The organism is Dickeya fangzhongdai (assembly GCF_002812485.1).
In the GTDB taxonomy this organism is placed as follows: domain Bacteria; phylum Pseudomonadota; class Gammaproteobacteria; order Enterobacterales; family Enterobacteriaceae; genus Dickeya; species Dickeya fangzhongdai.
Genome location: NZ_CP025003.1, coordinates 2771416 through 2785155, shown reverse-complemented (window position 1 = coordinate 2785155; position 13740 = coordinate 2771416). Strand labels below are relative to the sequence as shown.

The window sequence follows — 13740 nt, the reverse complement described above, 5'->3', positions numbered from 1 at the left end:
CGTGAGTGAAAGGGTAGTTATGCAACTGAAAAATAAAACGTTATTCCGTCAACAATGTCTGATCGGCGGCGAATGGCAGGATAGCAGCAACGGGGCGCGTCTGAGCGTGACCAATCCTGCGACCGGCGCCGAGCTGGGCAGCATTCCGCTGGTGACGGCGGAACAGACCCAGCAGGCGATTAGCGCCGCCGAACAGGCGCTGAGCGCGTGGCGCCAGCGCACCGGCAAAGAGCGTGCTGCGCTGATGCAGGCATGGGCGCAGTTGATTCGCGCGAATCAGGACGATCTGGCGGCCATTCTGACCGCCGAGCAGGGCAAATCGCTGGCGGAAGCCAGCGGTGAAATCGCTTACGCCACCTCGTTTATCGACTGGTTTGCCGAAGAAGCCAAGCGGGTGGAAGGCAGCGTGCTGCAGTCGCCGCAGGCCAGCCAGCGCTTGCTGGTGATCAAACAGGGTATCGGCGTGTGCGCCGCGATCACGCCGTGGAACTTCCCGGCGGCGATGATCACCCGCAAAGCCGCACCGGCGCTGGCGGCCGGCTGCGCCATGATCGTCAAACCGGCGGAGCAGACGCCGTTTACCGCATTGGCGCTGGCGGAACTGGCGCAACAGGCCGGTATTCCCGCCGGCGTGTTGCAGGTGGTGACCGGCGAAGCGCCGTCGGTGGGTAAAATCCTGTGCGACAGCCCGGTGGTACGCAAGTTGAGTTTTACCGGCTCTACCGAAGTTGGCCGTATTTTGATGGCGCAATGTGCGCCGACGGTGAAAAAGCTGTCGCTGGAACTGGGCGGCAATGCGCCGTTTATCGTGTTTGACGATGCTGATCTGGAGCAGGCGATAAAAGGCATTCTGGCATCCAAATTCCGCAACAGCGGCCAGACCTGCGTCTGCGCCAACCGCATTTATGTCCAGCGCGGCATCTATCCGGCGCTGGCGGCCCGGCTGGTGGCAGAGGTGGAAAAGCTGAAAGTGGGCGACGGCACCCAACCCGGCGTGATGCAAGGCCCGCTGATCGACCAGGATGCGGTCGACAAAGTCGAGCAACATATTGACGATGCGCTGTCAAAAGGGGCGGAACTGCTGACCGGCGGCTCACGCCACGCGCTCGGCGGCACCTTCTTCACCCCGACGGTGATTGGCGGCGTGACGCGCGAGATGCGTTTTGCCCGCGAAGAAACGTTCGGCCCGGTGGCGCCGCTGTTTCCGTTTGACGATGAAGCGCAGGCGGTGGCGATGGCCAACGATACCGAATTCGGCCTGGCCGCCTACGTCTACACCCGCGACGCCGTCCGTCAGTGGCGGGTGCCGGAAGCGCTCGAATACGGCATGGTGGGGATCAACACCGGCCTCATTTCCAACGAAGTGGCCCCCTTTGGCGGGGTGAAACAATCCGGATTGGGACGCGAAGGCTCACGCTTTGGCATCGAGGAATACCTGGAGATGAAATATCTCTGCGTTGACCTCACCCCCTCAGCCTGACGGCGGATGAACAGGGATGTTCATCCCGCGTACTGGCGAGCCAGAGTGGTGCAATTGTCTTGTTCTATTGCACCACAATAAGGCGAATTCGGCAGGGCTTGCTCATCACGCGCCACGCAATGTATCAGGCAGAAAACAAGTCACCAGGTAAAAAAACAAGCCATCACGCGAAAAACAGCATAGGCACTGTGCACATTGCACAGTGCGGTTTCTCCACGGCGCCGTTCAGCGGTTTTTCAACACAGACAACAGAAACTGGCACGAAAACTGCTTTATAAAATGATGCCTATGCATCAAAAAAATTTAAGGGTTTCGCCCTCGTGGGCATACGTTGACTACTCTCTTCAGGAGCCAGACCATGTTGAAAAAATTTGCATTATCCGCTCTGCTCGTTGCCATGGCTTCCCAGAGCTGGGCCGAGAACCTGACCGTGATTTCCTTTGGCGGCACCAACAAGGACGCGCAGGATAAAGCGTTTTACAAACCGTTCCAGGCGGCAGGCAAGGGCGCGATTGAAGCCGGCGAATACAACGGTGAAATGGCTCGCATCCGCGCTATGGTGCAGACCGGCCAGGTCGGTTGGGACGTGGTGGAAGTGGAAGGTCCGGAACTGCTGCGCGGTTGCAACGAAGGGTTGTTTGAAACGCTGGACTGGAAAAAGCTGGGCGATCAGGCTGATTTCGTAAAAGGTTCGGTGTCCGAGTGCGGCGCCGGGATCTTTGTCTGGTCCACCGTGCTGACCTATAACGCCAACAAACTGCAACAGGCGCCGAAAAGCTGGGCCGATTTCTGGGATGTGAAAAATTTCCCCGGCAAGCGCGCGCTGCGTAAAAGCGCCAAGTTCACGCTGGAAATCGCCTTGCTGGCGGACGGCGTGAAACGTGAAGAGGTCTACAAAGTGCTGGCGACCCCGGCCGGCGTCGATCGCGCGTTTAAGAAACTCGATCAGATCAAATCCAATATCCAGTGGTGGGAATCCGGCGCGCAGCCGTTGCAGTGGCTGGTAGCGGGCGACGTGGTGATGACGTCCGCCTACAACGGCCGCGTGGCGGTGGCGCAGAAAGAGAAACCGGGCATCAATATCGTCTGGAACGACGGCCTGTACGATCTGGATAGCTGGGCCATCGTGAAAGGCACCAAACACAAAGCGTTGGCCGAGCAGTTCATCGCGTTCGCCAACCAGCCGGAAAACCAGAAAGTGTTCGCGGAAAACATCGCCTACGGCCCGACCAACGCGAAAACCACCGCCTTGCTGGACCCGGCCGTCAGTAAAAACCTGCCGACCGCGCCGGATAACCTGGCTCAGTCGGTGCAGGTAGATACCGAGTTCTGGATCGATCACGGCGAAGAGCTGGAGCAGCGTTTCAACGCCTGGGCCGCCCAGAAGTAATCCCGAACCGGTATTGATCACAAGGAGAGAGCGCTTATGTCCCAGAACGAGATGTTGAAGGCAGAGCCGCCTGCCGGCGGCGAGGGAAACCGTACCAGTCTGAAACAGCAGTTACATCAGGCGCAGGCCCGCTATCAGAAACGGTCGCTGCTGCTGATCGCGCCGTTGTTCCTGTTCATTCTGGTCAGTTTTCTGTTCCCGATACTGTCGATTCTGGGCAAAAGCGTGTCCAACCCGGACCTGCGCGTCAGCATGCCGACCACTATCGAGGCGATGCGGCAATGGTCCGGCAAGAATGTGCCGGATGAGAGCGTGTTCCGGGCGCTGGTGAGCGATCTGCGCAATGCCCGCAGCACCGGGCAGGTCGCCACCATCACCAAACGGTTGGGTTATGAAGATGGTCAGTACCGCCAGCTTATCACCCGCACGCTGCGCAAGCTGCCGTCAGATGAGCAGCAAGGGCTGCGCGAACAGTTGATTGCCGACCAACCGATGTGGGGCGAACTGACCACCTGGAAAACCATCGACCGCGCGTCACGGCCTTTCACCAGCTACTATCTGTTGGCGGTATTCGACCACAAGGTGGACCCGCAGACCGACAACGTGGTGGCGCAACCGGCGGATCAGGCGCTGTACGTCGATGTGCTGCTGCGCACGTTGCTGATGGCGGGCGTGGTCACGTTGCTGTGCGTGGCGCTGGGTTACCCGCTGGCTTACTGGCTGGCGAAACAGCCGGATAATCGCGCCAACCTGCTGATGATTCTGGTGTTGCTGCCGTTCTGGACCTCACTGATTGTGCGTACCGCCAGTTGGATCGTGTTGTTGCAATCCGGCGGGTTGATCAACCGCTCGCTGATGGGGCTGGGCATCATTGATGAGCCGCTGGTGCTGGTGTTTAACCGTATCGGCGTCTACATCTCCATGACCCACATTCTGTTGCCGTTCTTCGTGTTGCCGCTGTATGCGGTGATGAAAGGCATTTCGCCCAACTATGTGCGGGCGGCGATTTCGCTGGGCGCGCATCCGTTTCTGGCGTTCTGGCGGGTGTATGTGCCGCAGACCTACGCCGGGGTGACCGCCGGCGCGTTGCTGGTGTTCATGATGGCGATTGGCTACTACATTACGCCGGCGCTGCTGGGCGGGCCGGGCGACCAGATGCTCAGCTATTTTGTGGCGTTTTTCACCAACACCACCATGAACTGGGGGATGGCGGCGGCGCTGGGGACACAACTGCTGGTGATCGTGGTGCTGCTGTATGTGGTGTATATCCGTGTCACCCGCACCGACGCCGACGCGGCGGCGCGTTAACCGAAGGAGCAAGCGATGAAACCGATGAAGGAAATGAGACAACAGGGTTCGCAGCTGCTGCGGGTGTGGAATGGCTTCTTCAATTTTTACGGCGCGGCGATGCTGCTGTTTCTGATCGTGCCGGTGTTGGTGATTGTGCCGCTGTCGTTCAACGCCGGGTCGTTCCTCAGCTACCCGCTGGCGGGCTTTTCCCTGCGCTGGTACCGGGAGTTCTTCCACTCCAGCGAATGGCTTAGCGCGCTCGGTAACAGCCTGTTGATTGCGCCGCTGGCGACGGTGCTGGCAACCGTACTGGGCGTGCTGGCGTCGGTGGGGCTGGTGCGCGGCGAGTTTCGCGGCAAGTCGCTGGTGATGGCGGTGTTGATTTCGCCGATGATTGCGCCGGTGGTGATCGTGGCGGTAGGGATGTTCTTCTTTTTCGCCAAGCTGTCATTGCTGAACAGCTATATTGGTCTGGTGCTGGCCCATGCGGTACTGGGCGTGCCGTTTGTGGTGATCACCGTGACCGCGGTGCTGAAAAATTACGATCAGAACCTGACCCGCGCCGCCGCCAGTCTGGGCGCGCCGCCGTTGCTGGCGTTTCGTAAGGTGACGCTGCCGTTGATCGCCCCCGGCGTATTCTCCGGCGCATTGTTCGCGTTCGCCACCTCGTTTGATGAAGTGATCGTCACGCTGTTTCTCGCCAGCCCGCGCCAGCGCACGCTGCCGTTGCAGATGTTCGCCGGGATCCGCGAAAACCTCGATCCGACCATCGCCGCCGCCGCGACCATGATGGTGGCTGCCGCGCTGGTGTTGCTGGTGGTGATGGAGGTGCTACGTCGTCGTGCGGAGAAACTGCGCGGCGGGCGTTGATTCCGACGGTGGGTTGATGTCAGTAGCAATATCTATGAAGCGCCCTTGCCGGAATTGGCAGGGGCGTTGTTGCTTGTTATAGCGGCGGTGCGATTGCATTAATCTACCGGCGTTGTTTCTGATTCAATGCGGCGTAAATAATCCATCCGGTAATTTTCCCTCTGTTGAATATTTATCCTTTTGGATATTAATCCTGCTGTTATTGAAAATAATAACAATAAAAATCATGCAATTAATGTTTTTAACGCAATTGTGAATGCAGGCAGCTTGCATTGTTGATTTATTACGTCATTCTTAAAGAACTCTCTGTGTTTTCCATAATTTTATAATGCGCCATGGTGGCGATATTTTTTGTGCTTTATTTTTCATTCCTTGAAAAACGGATTTGTTGTTTTTATAAAACCAATCATGTCTGGGCGAGGGGTAATATGAAAAAGTACATTATCGTATCAATGATGGTGCTGTCGGGCTGTGCAGTAAAACCGGAAGTGTCGTATCAAATCATTAAGGGGGACAAGCCTGCAGGCGAAAAACTGCTGGATAAAAAGATATCCGATAGCTTTTATCTGGCATCATCTTCTGTGATTTTTGAGCCTGAATATGAAAAAAAATCCAATGGCGAAAATGGTGCTTTAAAATATAAGATCACTGTATTAAATCATGATTACAAGAAATTCAAAGTGGGTATTTCTCCTAAAGAAAGTCTGTTCACCAAAACAAACATTAGTATGTCCAAAATTGAAAATACAGACAGAGTGAAAGACATTGGAGTTGATACAGAGGATAACAGAGAAAAGGCTGTTAAAGAGTTTGGTGCATTGGCGATTGCAGTGACTAAATTTATACCAACACCTCTCTCTTCTACGAATAATAATAAAACCGTTCAGACTAAAATAGTCGAAACTAAAATAGTCGAAACCAAAACAGTAGACATTGACGACAAGATATTAAATGAGAATGGAAAATCCATTGATTTATCTGATGGTTATAGTGCGGAAATAGCATTGGGGAGTGTGCCCGTCGATGCCATTTCTGCCGACTGGGTTGTGCCATCATTGCCGGAGAATCTGGATAAAATTAAGCACCACTTTATCTATGCTTCCTGCAGAGATGGTGTCATTAAGGTAAAAAAGGCAGGGGCAGTTGAAGAGACTGTTTATGTCAGAGTGAATGACCCAAGATATTTGCAGGCGGTGGCTTTACCGGTGAAAGGGAAAGTGACCACCCATTCTCAGTGTGGCGTGTCGGTTGTTACCGAAAAGAATAGCCAGTCAACGGATACCGCCGTCTTAACCGCGTTGCTGAATGAAATGAAAAACGTTAAAGACGCAGTGGCGAAAAAGTAATGCCATTACCTGCCGGGTTGCTGCCTGATATGACGCATGGTTGAAAGGTATTGGCATAGGATAGTCGCGGCCTGGGCCGCGACTATCACTGAAATGCCGCCTAATCAGAACCGGAACGTGGCGGTCGCGGTAACGCGACGTTCGCTGCCCCAGTAGCAGGCGTAATCGGTATAACAGCTGGCCACGTACTGGCGATTCAGCAGGTTATCGACATTGACGGCCAGGCTGGAGCCGGGCATACCGAACGCCGCCAGATCGTATTTCACCATCGCATCCAGCAATCCGTAAGGCGCCACCTTAAAGGTATTGTTCGCATCGCCGTAGGAACTGCCGACGTAGCGCACACCGGAACCGATGGTCAGCCCGCTGAGCGTGGAATGGTTAAAGGTGTAATCCGCCCACAGCGAGGCCTGATTGTTGGGAATCTGATACGGGCGTTTACCTTGCAGATCGGTGTCGTGGGTATATTTGGCATTAACATGCGAATACGCCGCCGTCACGTTGATGTTCTGCGTCAGCGCGCTCTTGGCTTCCAGCTCCAGCCCGCGCACCGTGATTTCACCGCTCTGGACACTGAAGTTGGTGTTGTCGGGATCGGTAGTCAGGTTGTTGCTCTTGGTCAGCGAATAGACCGCCGCCGTCAGCACCAGCGGGCGATCCTTCGGTACGTATTTCACCCCGGCTTCATACTGCTTGCCGAGCGACGGTTTGAAGGTCTGGCCGCTGGCGCTGGCGCCCGATGTCGGTTCAAAGGATTCGCTGTAACTGAAATACGGCGTGATGCCGTTGTCAAACAGGTAGTTCACCCCGCCTCGCCAGGTAAATTGCCCCTGACTGTTCGAGTCGGTAGTCCCGGCGGTGCGATTCTGCGCCGAGGTTTTCGCCCGGTCGTAACGCCCGCCCAGCGTCACCAGCCACTGATTCCACTGTGCCTGATCCTGCACATAAACCCCGGTCTGCTCCTGACGATTCAGGTAGTTCCAGGGCGACAGCGAATCCGCTGGAATGCTATCGTCGCCGTAAGCCGGATTCAGCAGGTTTAGCGATGATGCCGAGCCAAAGTACTCGTCGATATCGTTACGCATCCGCATGTAATCCACGCCAAACAGCATCGTATGACTGACATCGGCGGTTGAAAACGTCGCCTGCGCCTGATTATCGACAGTAAGGCTGTTCAGACGCTCGTGAGAGATAACGGATGCGCGATCCATGACATACGGCAGCGAGGCGGAAATGCCCGAACCATAGATGCCGCGGTACTGCGTTTCCAACTGCATATAACGCAGGTTCTGCCGCACGGTCCAGGTGTCGTTAAACGCATGTTCGGCGCTGTATCCCACCATCTTTTGGTTACGCGCCATCTTGTTGCTGGCTTCGCCATCGTTAAACGATGTGGAGAGCTTATGCGGATTGCCGTTGCTGTCGAGGAACGGGTTAACCGTGCCCTGACGCGGCAGCCAGCCGTAGAAACCGGCATACGGGTCGTTCTGGAAATGGGTCAGCAGCGTAAAGCGGGTATTTTCATCCGGCTGCCAGCTAAATGATGGAGCGATGGCATAACGTTTCTCTTTAGCGAAATCCTGCTGGGTATCGCTGCTTTTCGCCACGCCGGTCAGGCGGTAGGTATACACGCCTTGATCATCGATCGCGCCGCCGAAATCGAAACCGGTCTGGAACAGGTTATCGGTTCCCATCTTGAACTGGACTTCGCGGATGGTTTCAGCCGTCGGCCGCTTGCTGACCAGCGCCACCAGGCCGCCCGGGCTGCTTTTGCCGTACAACACCGACACCGGTCCGCGCAGTACTTCCACCCGTTCCAGCATGTAAGGATCCAGCGACGCTTCCGAATAGTTGTCGCCCTGCAATTTCAGACCGTCGAGGTACTGGTTGGTGTTGACCGCGGTGAAACCACGCAGGTTAACCACGTCATAGGTGTTTGAGCTGCCGCGGTTGCCGGCAAAAACCCCCGGCGTATAGTTCAGCGCGTCTTTGACGCTGACCACCTGACGCGTTTGCATCTCCTCACTGGTCACGACGGACACCGACTGCGGATTTTTTTCAATCGAGGTGTCGGTTTTGGTGCCGGTGGCGCTGCGTTTGGCGGCAATCGTCGGTGCGGCGCCCCACGCATTTTCCGGCGCGGCCGCCGTTGAGGCGTCAACGTTGATGGTGTCGTCCGCATAGGCCGTTACCGATGCCGTACCCGCCAGAGCGGCGGAAATCAGCAGCGCCAGCGCGCGTTTGTGGGCATGCGAAGGGGAGACCTGGCCGAAGCCTGCGCCTTGTATTGTTATCATTACGATTTCCCTGACTATTTTTAATTAAAAACAAAAGAAAATGACAATGATTATCATAATCAATAACGATAATGCTGTCAGAGAAAGAATTCGTAACCTGATGTGTACGAATGTAGAGATAAGGTAAAGCGAAGAGGCTTACGTGAAACAGACGGTGTCACAGGCTGGGATGGCGAGGTGGTTAACCCCGCGTTACCCGCCCGCGCGCCGGAGCGGGTAACACATGCGGCATAAGGGCTGATTTATTGCGCCTCGGCAAAACGGATCGGCAGTTGCTTGTCGATAAAAGGCGCGAGTTTATCCGCCGGGATCGCCGGTTCCACCACCAGGGTGGTGATATCTTCGCAGGGGATGACATGGTAGCGGGCGATAGCCGGGAGCTTGTCCGACGTCATCGCCACCACGATCTCGTTGCTCTTGCGCGCCGCCGCCTGCTTGAATTCCGCGTCTTCGTAGTCAAACACGGTCAGCCCTTCGGCGGCGTCCAGCGCGCAGCCGCCCAGAAAACAGAGGTCGAAATAGATATTCTCCAGCTGTTTTTGCGGTGTGATGCCAAGCGCGCCGCCGGTGCGCGGTTGTACTCGTCCGCCGAGCATGATCACCTCCGCATGGGATGATTTCATCATTTCCAGCGCGATAGCGGGGGAGTTGGTCACCACGGTCACGGATAACGAGGCCGGAATCGCCCGGGCGATAGCCAGATTGGTGGATCCGGAATCGATAAACACGCACTGACCCGCCTGAACCAGCGCCGCGCAGGACTGACCCAGCCGATCTTTGGCCTCGCTGTCGGCAGCGGCGCGGGTGATGAAATGGCCGTCAGCGGGAGCCAGGCTGACGGCGCCGCCATAGACCCGTTTACACACGCCTTCGCGCGCCAGTTCCTGCAGGTCGCGCCGTATGGTGTGTTCCGATACCCGCAATTCCTGCGACAACAATGTACATACCACCCGACCTTCATTGCGCAGACGATCCCGGATCAGGGATTGTCGTTGCTCAGGAAAAGATGCATAATCGAGCATAATCAATCCTTATGTATAAAAAAATCGATCACAACGAGCAGAATCAAGCATCATGATACGATTTGTCAATCCAATATTGTTGATGCGCATTCTATCGCAAGAGGTGAATACCATGAGTCAGCCACTGCCGGATATGGCGTTTTTTCATACGTTGGCCGACGCGGCCAGCCAGCAAACCCTGCCACGTTTTCGCTCACACCAGAATCTGCATGTCGGCAGCAAACCCAAAGAGGGATTTCGCTTCGATCCGGTGACGGATGCCGATCGGGAAGCGGAACGGGCGATTCGGGCATTGATTACCGAACACTATCCGGAACACGCGATTTTGGGCGAGGAATTCGGCGCGACCGGCAGCGGCGACATTCAGTGGATTCTGGACCCGGTCGACGGCACCCGGCCGTTTTTGTGCGGACTGCCGGTATGGGGCACGCTGATCGGGTTGTTATATCAGGGTCGCGCCGTGATGGGCATGATGAGCCAGCCGTTCACCGGCGAGGCGTTTTGGGCCGATGGGCGGCATGCCTGGTATCGCGGTCCACAGGGGGACGAACGCCGGCTTGCGACACGCAAGAATGTCCCGCTCGGTCAGGCCATTCTGCATACCACCTCGCCGGAACCGATTGAACGTCATCCACAGATTCGCTTCGCCGAACTGACCGGGCGCACGCTGATGACCCGTTACGGCGGCGAATGCTACGCGATGGCGATGCTGGCCGCCGGGCACATCGATATCTGCCTGGAGTATGCGCTGCAACCTTATGACATTGCGGCTTTTATCCCGATTGTGGAGCAGGCGGGCGGCGTGGTGACCACGCTACAGGGCGAACGGCCGGAAGCCGGCGGGCAAATTCTGGCGACGGGGTGCCCGCGGCTGCATGAAGACGTGCTGCAAGTCCTTAATGGATAGTTTACTGAATAGCCTAATGGATAGTTGATATGCGGCGCGCGCCGCGGCGGTTATTGGTCAATACCTTTCTATTGGTCAATACCTTTCACACGAGACAGTATCGTTTATGCCACAGTTAACGGATTCCCTGAAAAATTCCCCTTTGTCGGGCCGCGTCATCGACGAACCCGGACGGCGCGAACAACGGGCGACGCGCGTCATGTTTTTTCTGGCCGGGTTCGCCACCGCCGTTTGGGCGGCGCTGGTGCCCTTTGCCAAGCTGAATACCGCTGTCGATGACGGTACGCTCGGCCTGCTGTTGCTGTGTCTGGGCGGCGGCGCGCTGGTGGCGATGCCGGTCACGGGGATGCTGACCACTCGCTTTGGCTGCCGTAAGGTTATCGCGCTGGCGGTGTTGCTGTTTAGCCTGACGCTGCCGTGGCTGGCGGTGATTCCGGATACTCTGTGGCTGGCGATCGCGCTGCTGGTATTCGGCGTCGGGGTCGGCACCACCGACTGCGCCATGAACGTGCAGGCGATTCTGGTGGAAAAGGCGTCGGGCAAAGCCATGATGTCGGGGTTTCACGGGTTTTACAGCATTGGCGGCATCGTTGGCGCCGGGGCGATGAGCGGCATGATGTCGCTGGGGCTGTCGCCGCTGGCGGCCAGCCTGCTTAGCGTACTGGCGGCGCTCTTGTTATTGCTGACGCATCTGTCCGGCCTGCTGACGTACGCCAATCCGCCGGAAGGCCCGGCGTTCGCCATTCCCCGCGGCGCGGTGCTGGTGCTGGGCCTCATCTGTTTTGCCGTGTTCCTGGCCGAAGGCACGGTGTTGGACTGGAGCGCGGTCTTTCTGACCGAGCATCGCGGGATGCCGGACGCGCAAGGGGCGCTCGGTTTTGCGTGTTTTGCCGCCGCCATGACGCTCGGTCGCCTGACCGGGGACCGGGTGGTGACGAAACTGGGGCCGCAACCCGTGGTGATGCTGGGGGCGTCGATGGCGGTCGCCGGTCTGATGCTGGCGGTGTGGGTGCCGTTCTGGCCGCTGGCGCTGCTGGGGTATGCGCTGATCGGGCTGGGGTGCTCCAATATCGTGCCGATCATGTTCTCCGCCATTGGCCGTCAGACCAGCATGCCGCAGGCGGCCGCGGTGCCGGCGGTGACGACGCTGGGCTATCTCGGGGTATTGGCCGGACCGGCGAGTATCGGGTTTATCGCCCATCACAGCAGCCTGTCGGCCGCGTTTCTGGTGGTGGCGGCGTTGCTGGCGCTGGTTGGGCTGAGCGCCAAAGCAGTGAAGGTCTAATCGAGTAAAGGTCTAATCGAGTGAAGGTCTAATCGTTCGGACACATGACGGAGAAAAGTGATGATTAAGCTGATTATTACCGATCTGGACGGCACGTTTCTCAACCGCCACGGCGAGTTCAATCAGGCGTTGTTTGCCGAGGTCAGGGCGCTAATGCAACGCAAGCAGGTACAGTTTGCGCCCTGTACCGGCAAGCAGTGCGACCGGGTTGAAGAACTGTTCGGCGCGCCGGCGGCGGATTTCTGGATTCTGGGCGACAGCGCCACCCGTATCCGGCACCGGGGCGAGTACGTCTATCAGTCGCTGATCGACAATGCGCTCGGCCGGCAGATGATCGCCACGCTGGACGCGGTGAATCAGGAACATGTGATCATCGCCTGTACCCCCGATGGCGCGGTGCTGAAAGATTCGCTGGCGCCGGCGATGATCGAGAAAGTGAAAAAATCCTACGCTACCGTCCGGCTGGTGGCGGATTTCAACGCTGTGCGGGATGATTTTGTCAAAATCTCCCTGTTCGATGAAAAAGGGCGTTGCCATCAGACCCGCACCCATCTGGCGCCCTATGACGATCGCGCTTATATCGTGGTGTCCGAAGCGGCCTGGATTGATATCGCCGATGTCGGGGTACACAAAGGCAGCACGGTAGCCCGATTGCAGGACATGTTGCAGGTAACGCCGGAAGAAACCGCGGTCTTCGGCGACGGGTTAAACGACATTGAGCTGATGCGTTGCGGCGACTACAGTTTCGCCATGCGCAATGCGTTTGAGGAAACCAAGGCCGCCGCCCGCTTTATTACCGGTTCCAACGACGACGACGCGGTGATGCACACCATCATCCGGCTGCTGAATTTGCAGCCGGACAGAGCATAAATCCGGCGTAGTGGTCGGGACGCAGCGGTCGGGCGGGCGGTGGTGTGCGTTAACAACCCGCGTTGTTAGCTTTCAATAAATTCCCGATACCACTGCCTGAGCCGATCGGTGATTGTGCGATTCGCCGGATCAAATTCCCGTCCATCCAGCTTACGCACCGGGGTGATGCCCGCCAGCGTGCCGGTGACGAAGGCTTCATCGGCGGTCAGCGCCTCCGCCAGCGTGAAATCATCCACCCGTACCGTCAGGCCGTGGGCGCGCGCCAGATCGATCACCGTCTGGCGGGTGATGCCGTTGAAGCAGTAGCGGCCGCTGGAGGTCCAGAGTTCGCCGCGTCGCACGATAAAAAAGTTGGTGGAGTTGCAACTGGCGACGAAACCGTGCGGGTCCAGCATCAGCGCTTCGTCAGCGCCGGCCTCGATCGCCTGCAGCAGCGCCTGAATCAGATTCAGGCGGCTGTGGGAATTGAGCCGCAGGTCGAACACGTCCGGCGTGCTGGTGCGGTAGCTGGAGGTGAACAGCGCCAGTCCGCGTTGTTTGGCCGCTTCATCCACCACTTTGTATTCCGCCACGCACACCACCGTCGCGCCGCCAAGGATAAAGCGCGGATCCTGATTAGGCGTGCTCTTGCGCCCGCGGGTGATCATCAGCCGCAGGTGCGCGCCGTCGGTCATGCCATTGATAGCCAGCGTGCGCAGCAAAATGTCGAACAGTTCAGCACGGCTGTGGCCGATATCCAGCCGGATGGCGGCCGCGCCGGCCAACAGCCTGTCCAGATGGGCGTCGAGGGAAATCAGACGGCCGTTGACCAGCCGCAGGCCTTCCCAGACGCCGTCGCCGCAGACGTAACCCGAATCAAACACCGATACCACCGCCTGTGAGCGATGCACGAATTCACCGTTGACGTACACCTGCACGTCGTCGTTGCGGGGATCCTGCCGGTAAGCCTGGCTGCTGACGGCGGAAGGGGATGAAGCGTTCAT

The 13740-nt window shown here is 57.6% G+C and carries 11 protein-coding genes; 8 read left to right on the top strand and 3 right to left on the bottom strand.

Annotated elements, in window-relative coordinates:
- The first annotated feature begins 19 nt into the window (after positions 1 to 19).
- The 5 genes from CVE23_RS12415 to CVE23_RS12395 all read left to right on the top strand — a co-directional run bounded on the left by CVE23_RS12415 (position 20) and on the right by CVE23_RS12395 (position 6376).
- Positions 20 to 1480 carry an NAD-dependent succinate-semialdehyde dehydrogenase gene (locus tag CVE23_RS12415; RefSeq protein ID WP_100849647.1) on the top strand — a complete coding sequence of 487 codons (1461 nt, stop codon included), beginning with the start codon at positions 20 to 22 and terminating at the stop codon, positions 1478 to 1480.
- Between the two features lie 358 nt (positions 1481 to 1838).
- Complete coding sequence (locus tag CVE23_RS12410; RefSeq protein WP_049842489.1) at positions 1839 to 2870, top strand: ABC transporter substrate-binding protein; 1032 nt, start codon at positions 1839 to 1841, stop codon at positions 2868 to 2870.
- Between the two features lie 36 nt (positions 2871 to 2906).
- Complete coding sequence (locus CVE23_RS12405; protein WP_038919267.1) at positions 2907 to 4178, top strand: ABC transporter permease; 1272 nt, start codon at positions 2907 to 2909, stop codon at positions 4176 to 4178.
- 33 nt (positions 4179 to 4211) lie between these two features.
- Positions 4212 to 5030, top strand: coding sequence for an ABC transporter permease (locus CVE23_RS12400; RefSeq protein WP_038920993.1), 819 nt, complete (start codon positions 4212 to 4214; stop codon positions 5028 to 5030).
- Between the two features lie 428 nt (positions 5031 to 5458).
- On the top strand, positions 5459 to 6376 hold the full coding sequence (locus CVE23_RS12395; protein WP_100849646.1) for a hypothetical protein: 918 nt from the start codon (positions 5459 to 5461) through the stop codon (positions 6374 to 6376).
- Positions 6377 to 6480: 104 nt separating this feature from the next.
- On the opposite strand, the gene fhuA is transcribed toward CVE23_RS12395, so the two are convergent.
- Positions 6481 to 8673, bottom strand: a complete 2193-nt coding sequence (gene fhuA / locus CVE23_RS12390) for a ferrichrome porin FhuA (RefSeq protein ID WP_039695786.1) — start codon at positions 8671 to 8673, stop codon at positions 6481 to 6483.
- 242 nt (positions 8674 to 8915) lie between these two features.
- Entirely contained in the window at positions 8916 to 9695 is a 780-nt protein-coding gene (locus tag CVE23_RS12385; protein ID WP_100849645.1) for a DeoR/GlpR family DNA-binding transcription regulator, read from the bottom strand.
- A 112-nt stretch (positions 9696 to 9807) separates the two neighbouring features.
- Between CVE23_RS12385 and hisN the strand changes: the two genes are divergently transcribed.
- The 3 genes from hisN to CVE23_RS12370 all read left to right on the top strand — a co-directional run bounded on the left by hisN (position 9808) and on the right by CVE23_RS12370 (position 12757).
- A complete protein-coding gene (gene hisN / locus CVE23_RS12380) occupies positions 9808 to 10602 on the top strand; it encodes a histidinol-phosphatase (protein WP_100850462.1) in 795 nt (264 codons plus the stop codon).
- A 106-nt stretch (positions 10603 to 10708) separates the two neighbouring features.
- Positions 10709 to 11887 carry an MFS transporter gene (locus tag CVE23_RS12375; RefSeq protein WP_100849644.1) on the top strand — a complete coding sequence of 393 codons (1179 nt, stop codon included), beginning with the start codon at positions 10709 to 10711 and terminating at the stop codon, positions 11885 to 11887.
- Between the two features lie 60 nt (positions 11888 to 11947).
- Positions 11948 to 12757, top strand: a complete 810-nt coding sequence (locus tag CVE23_RS12370; RefSeq protein WP_100849643.1) for an HAD family hydrolase — start codon at positions 11948 to 11950, stop codon at positions 12755 to 12757.
- Between the two features lie 65 nt (positions 12758 to 12822).
- Here CVE23_RS12370 and CVE23_RS12365 read toward each other — a convergent pair whose 3' ends face one another.
- Positions 12823 to 13740, bottom strand: a complete 918-nt coding sequence (locus CVE23_RS12365) for an aminotransferase class IV (RefSeq protein WP_100849642.1) — start codon at positions 13738 to 13740, stop codon at positions 12823 to 12825.

What these genes read in the sequence shown, in the direction of transcription:
- CVE23_RS12415 (WP_100849647.1), top strand. Translation starts at nt 20, where the DNA reads ATGCAACTGAAAAATAAAACGTTATTCCGTCAACAATGTCTGATCGGC.
- CVE23_RS12410 (WP_049842489.1), top strand. Translation starts at nt 1,839, where the DNA reads ATGTTGAAAAAATTTGCATTATCCGCTCTGCTCGTTGCCATGGCTTCC.
- CVE23_RS12405 (WP_038919267.1), top strand. Translation starts at nt 2,907, where the DNA reads ATGTCCCAGAACGAGATGTTGAAGGCAGAGCCGCCTGCCGGCGGCGAG.
- CVE23_RS12400 (WP_038920993.1), top strand. Translation starts at nt 4,212, where the DNA reads ATGAGACAACAGGGTTCGCAGCTGCTGCGGGTGTGGAATGGCTTCTTC.
- CVE23_RS12395 (WP_100849646.1), top strand. Translation starts at nt 5,459, where the DNA reads ATGAAAAAGTACATTATCGTATCAATGATGGTGCTGTCGGGCTGTGCA.
- fhuA (WP_039695786.1), bottom strand. Translation starts at nt 8,673, where the DNA reads ATGATAACAATACAAGGCGCAGGCTTCGGCCAGGTCTCCCCTTCGCAT.
- CVE23_RS12385 (WP_100849645.1), bottom strand. Translation starts at nt 9,695, where the DNA reads ATGCTCGATTATGCATCTTTTCCTGAGCAACGACAATCCCTGATCCGG.
- hisN (WP_100850462.1), top strand. Translation starts at nt 9,808, where the DNA reads ATGAGTCAGCCACTGCCGGATATGGCGTTTTTTCATACGTTGGCCGAC.
- CVE23_RS12375 (WP_100849644.1), top strand. Translation starts at nt 10,709, where the DNA reads ATGCCACAGTTAACGGATTCCCTGAAAAATTCCCCTTTGTCGGGCCGC.
- CVE23_RS12370 (WP_100849643.1), top strand. Translation starts at nt 11,948, where the DNA reads ATGATTAAGCTGATTATTACCGATCTGGACGGCACGTTTCTCAACCGC.
- CVE23_RS12365 (WP_100849642.1), bottom strand. Translation starts at nt 13,740, where the DNA reads ATGAACGCTTCATCCCCTTCCGCCGTCAGCAGCCAGGCTTACCGGCAG.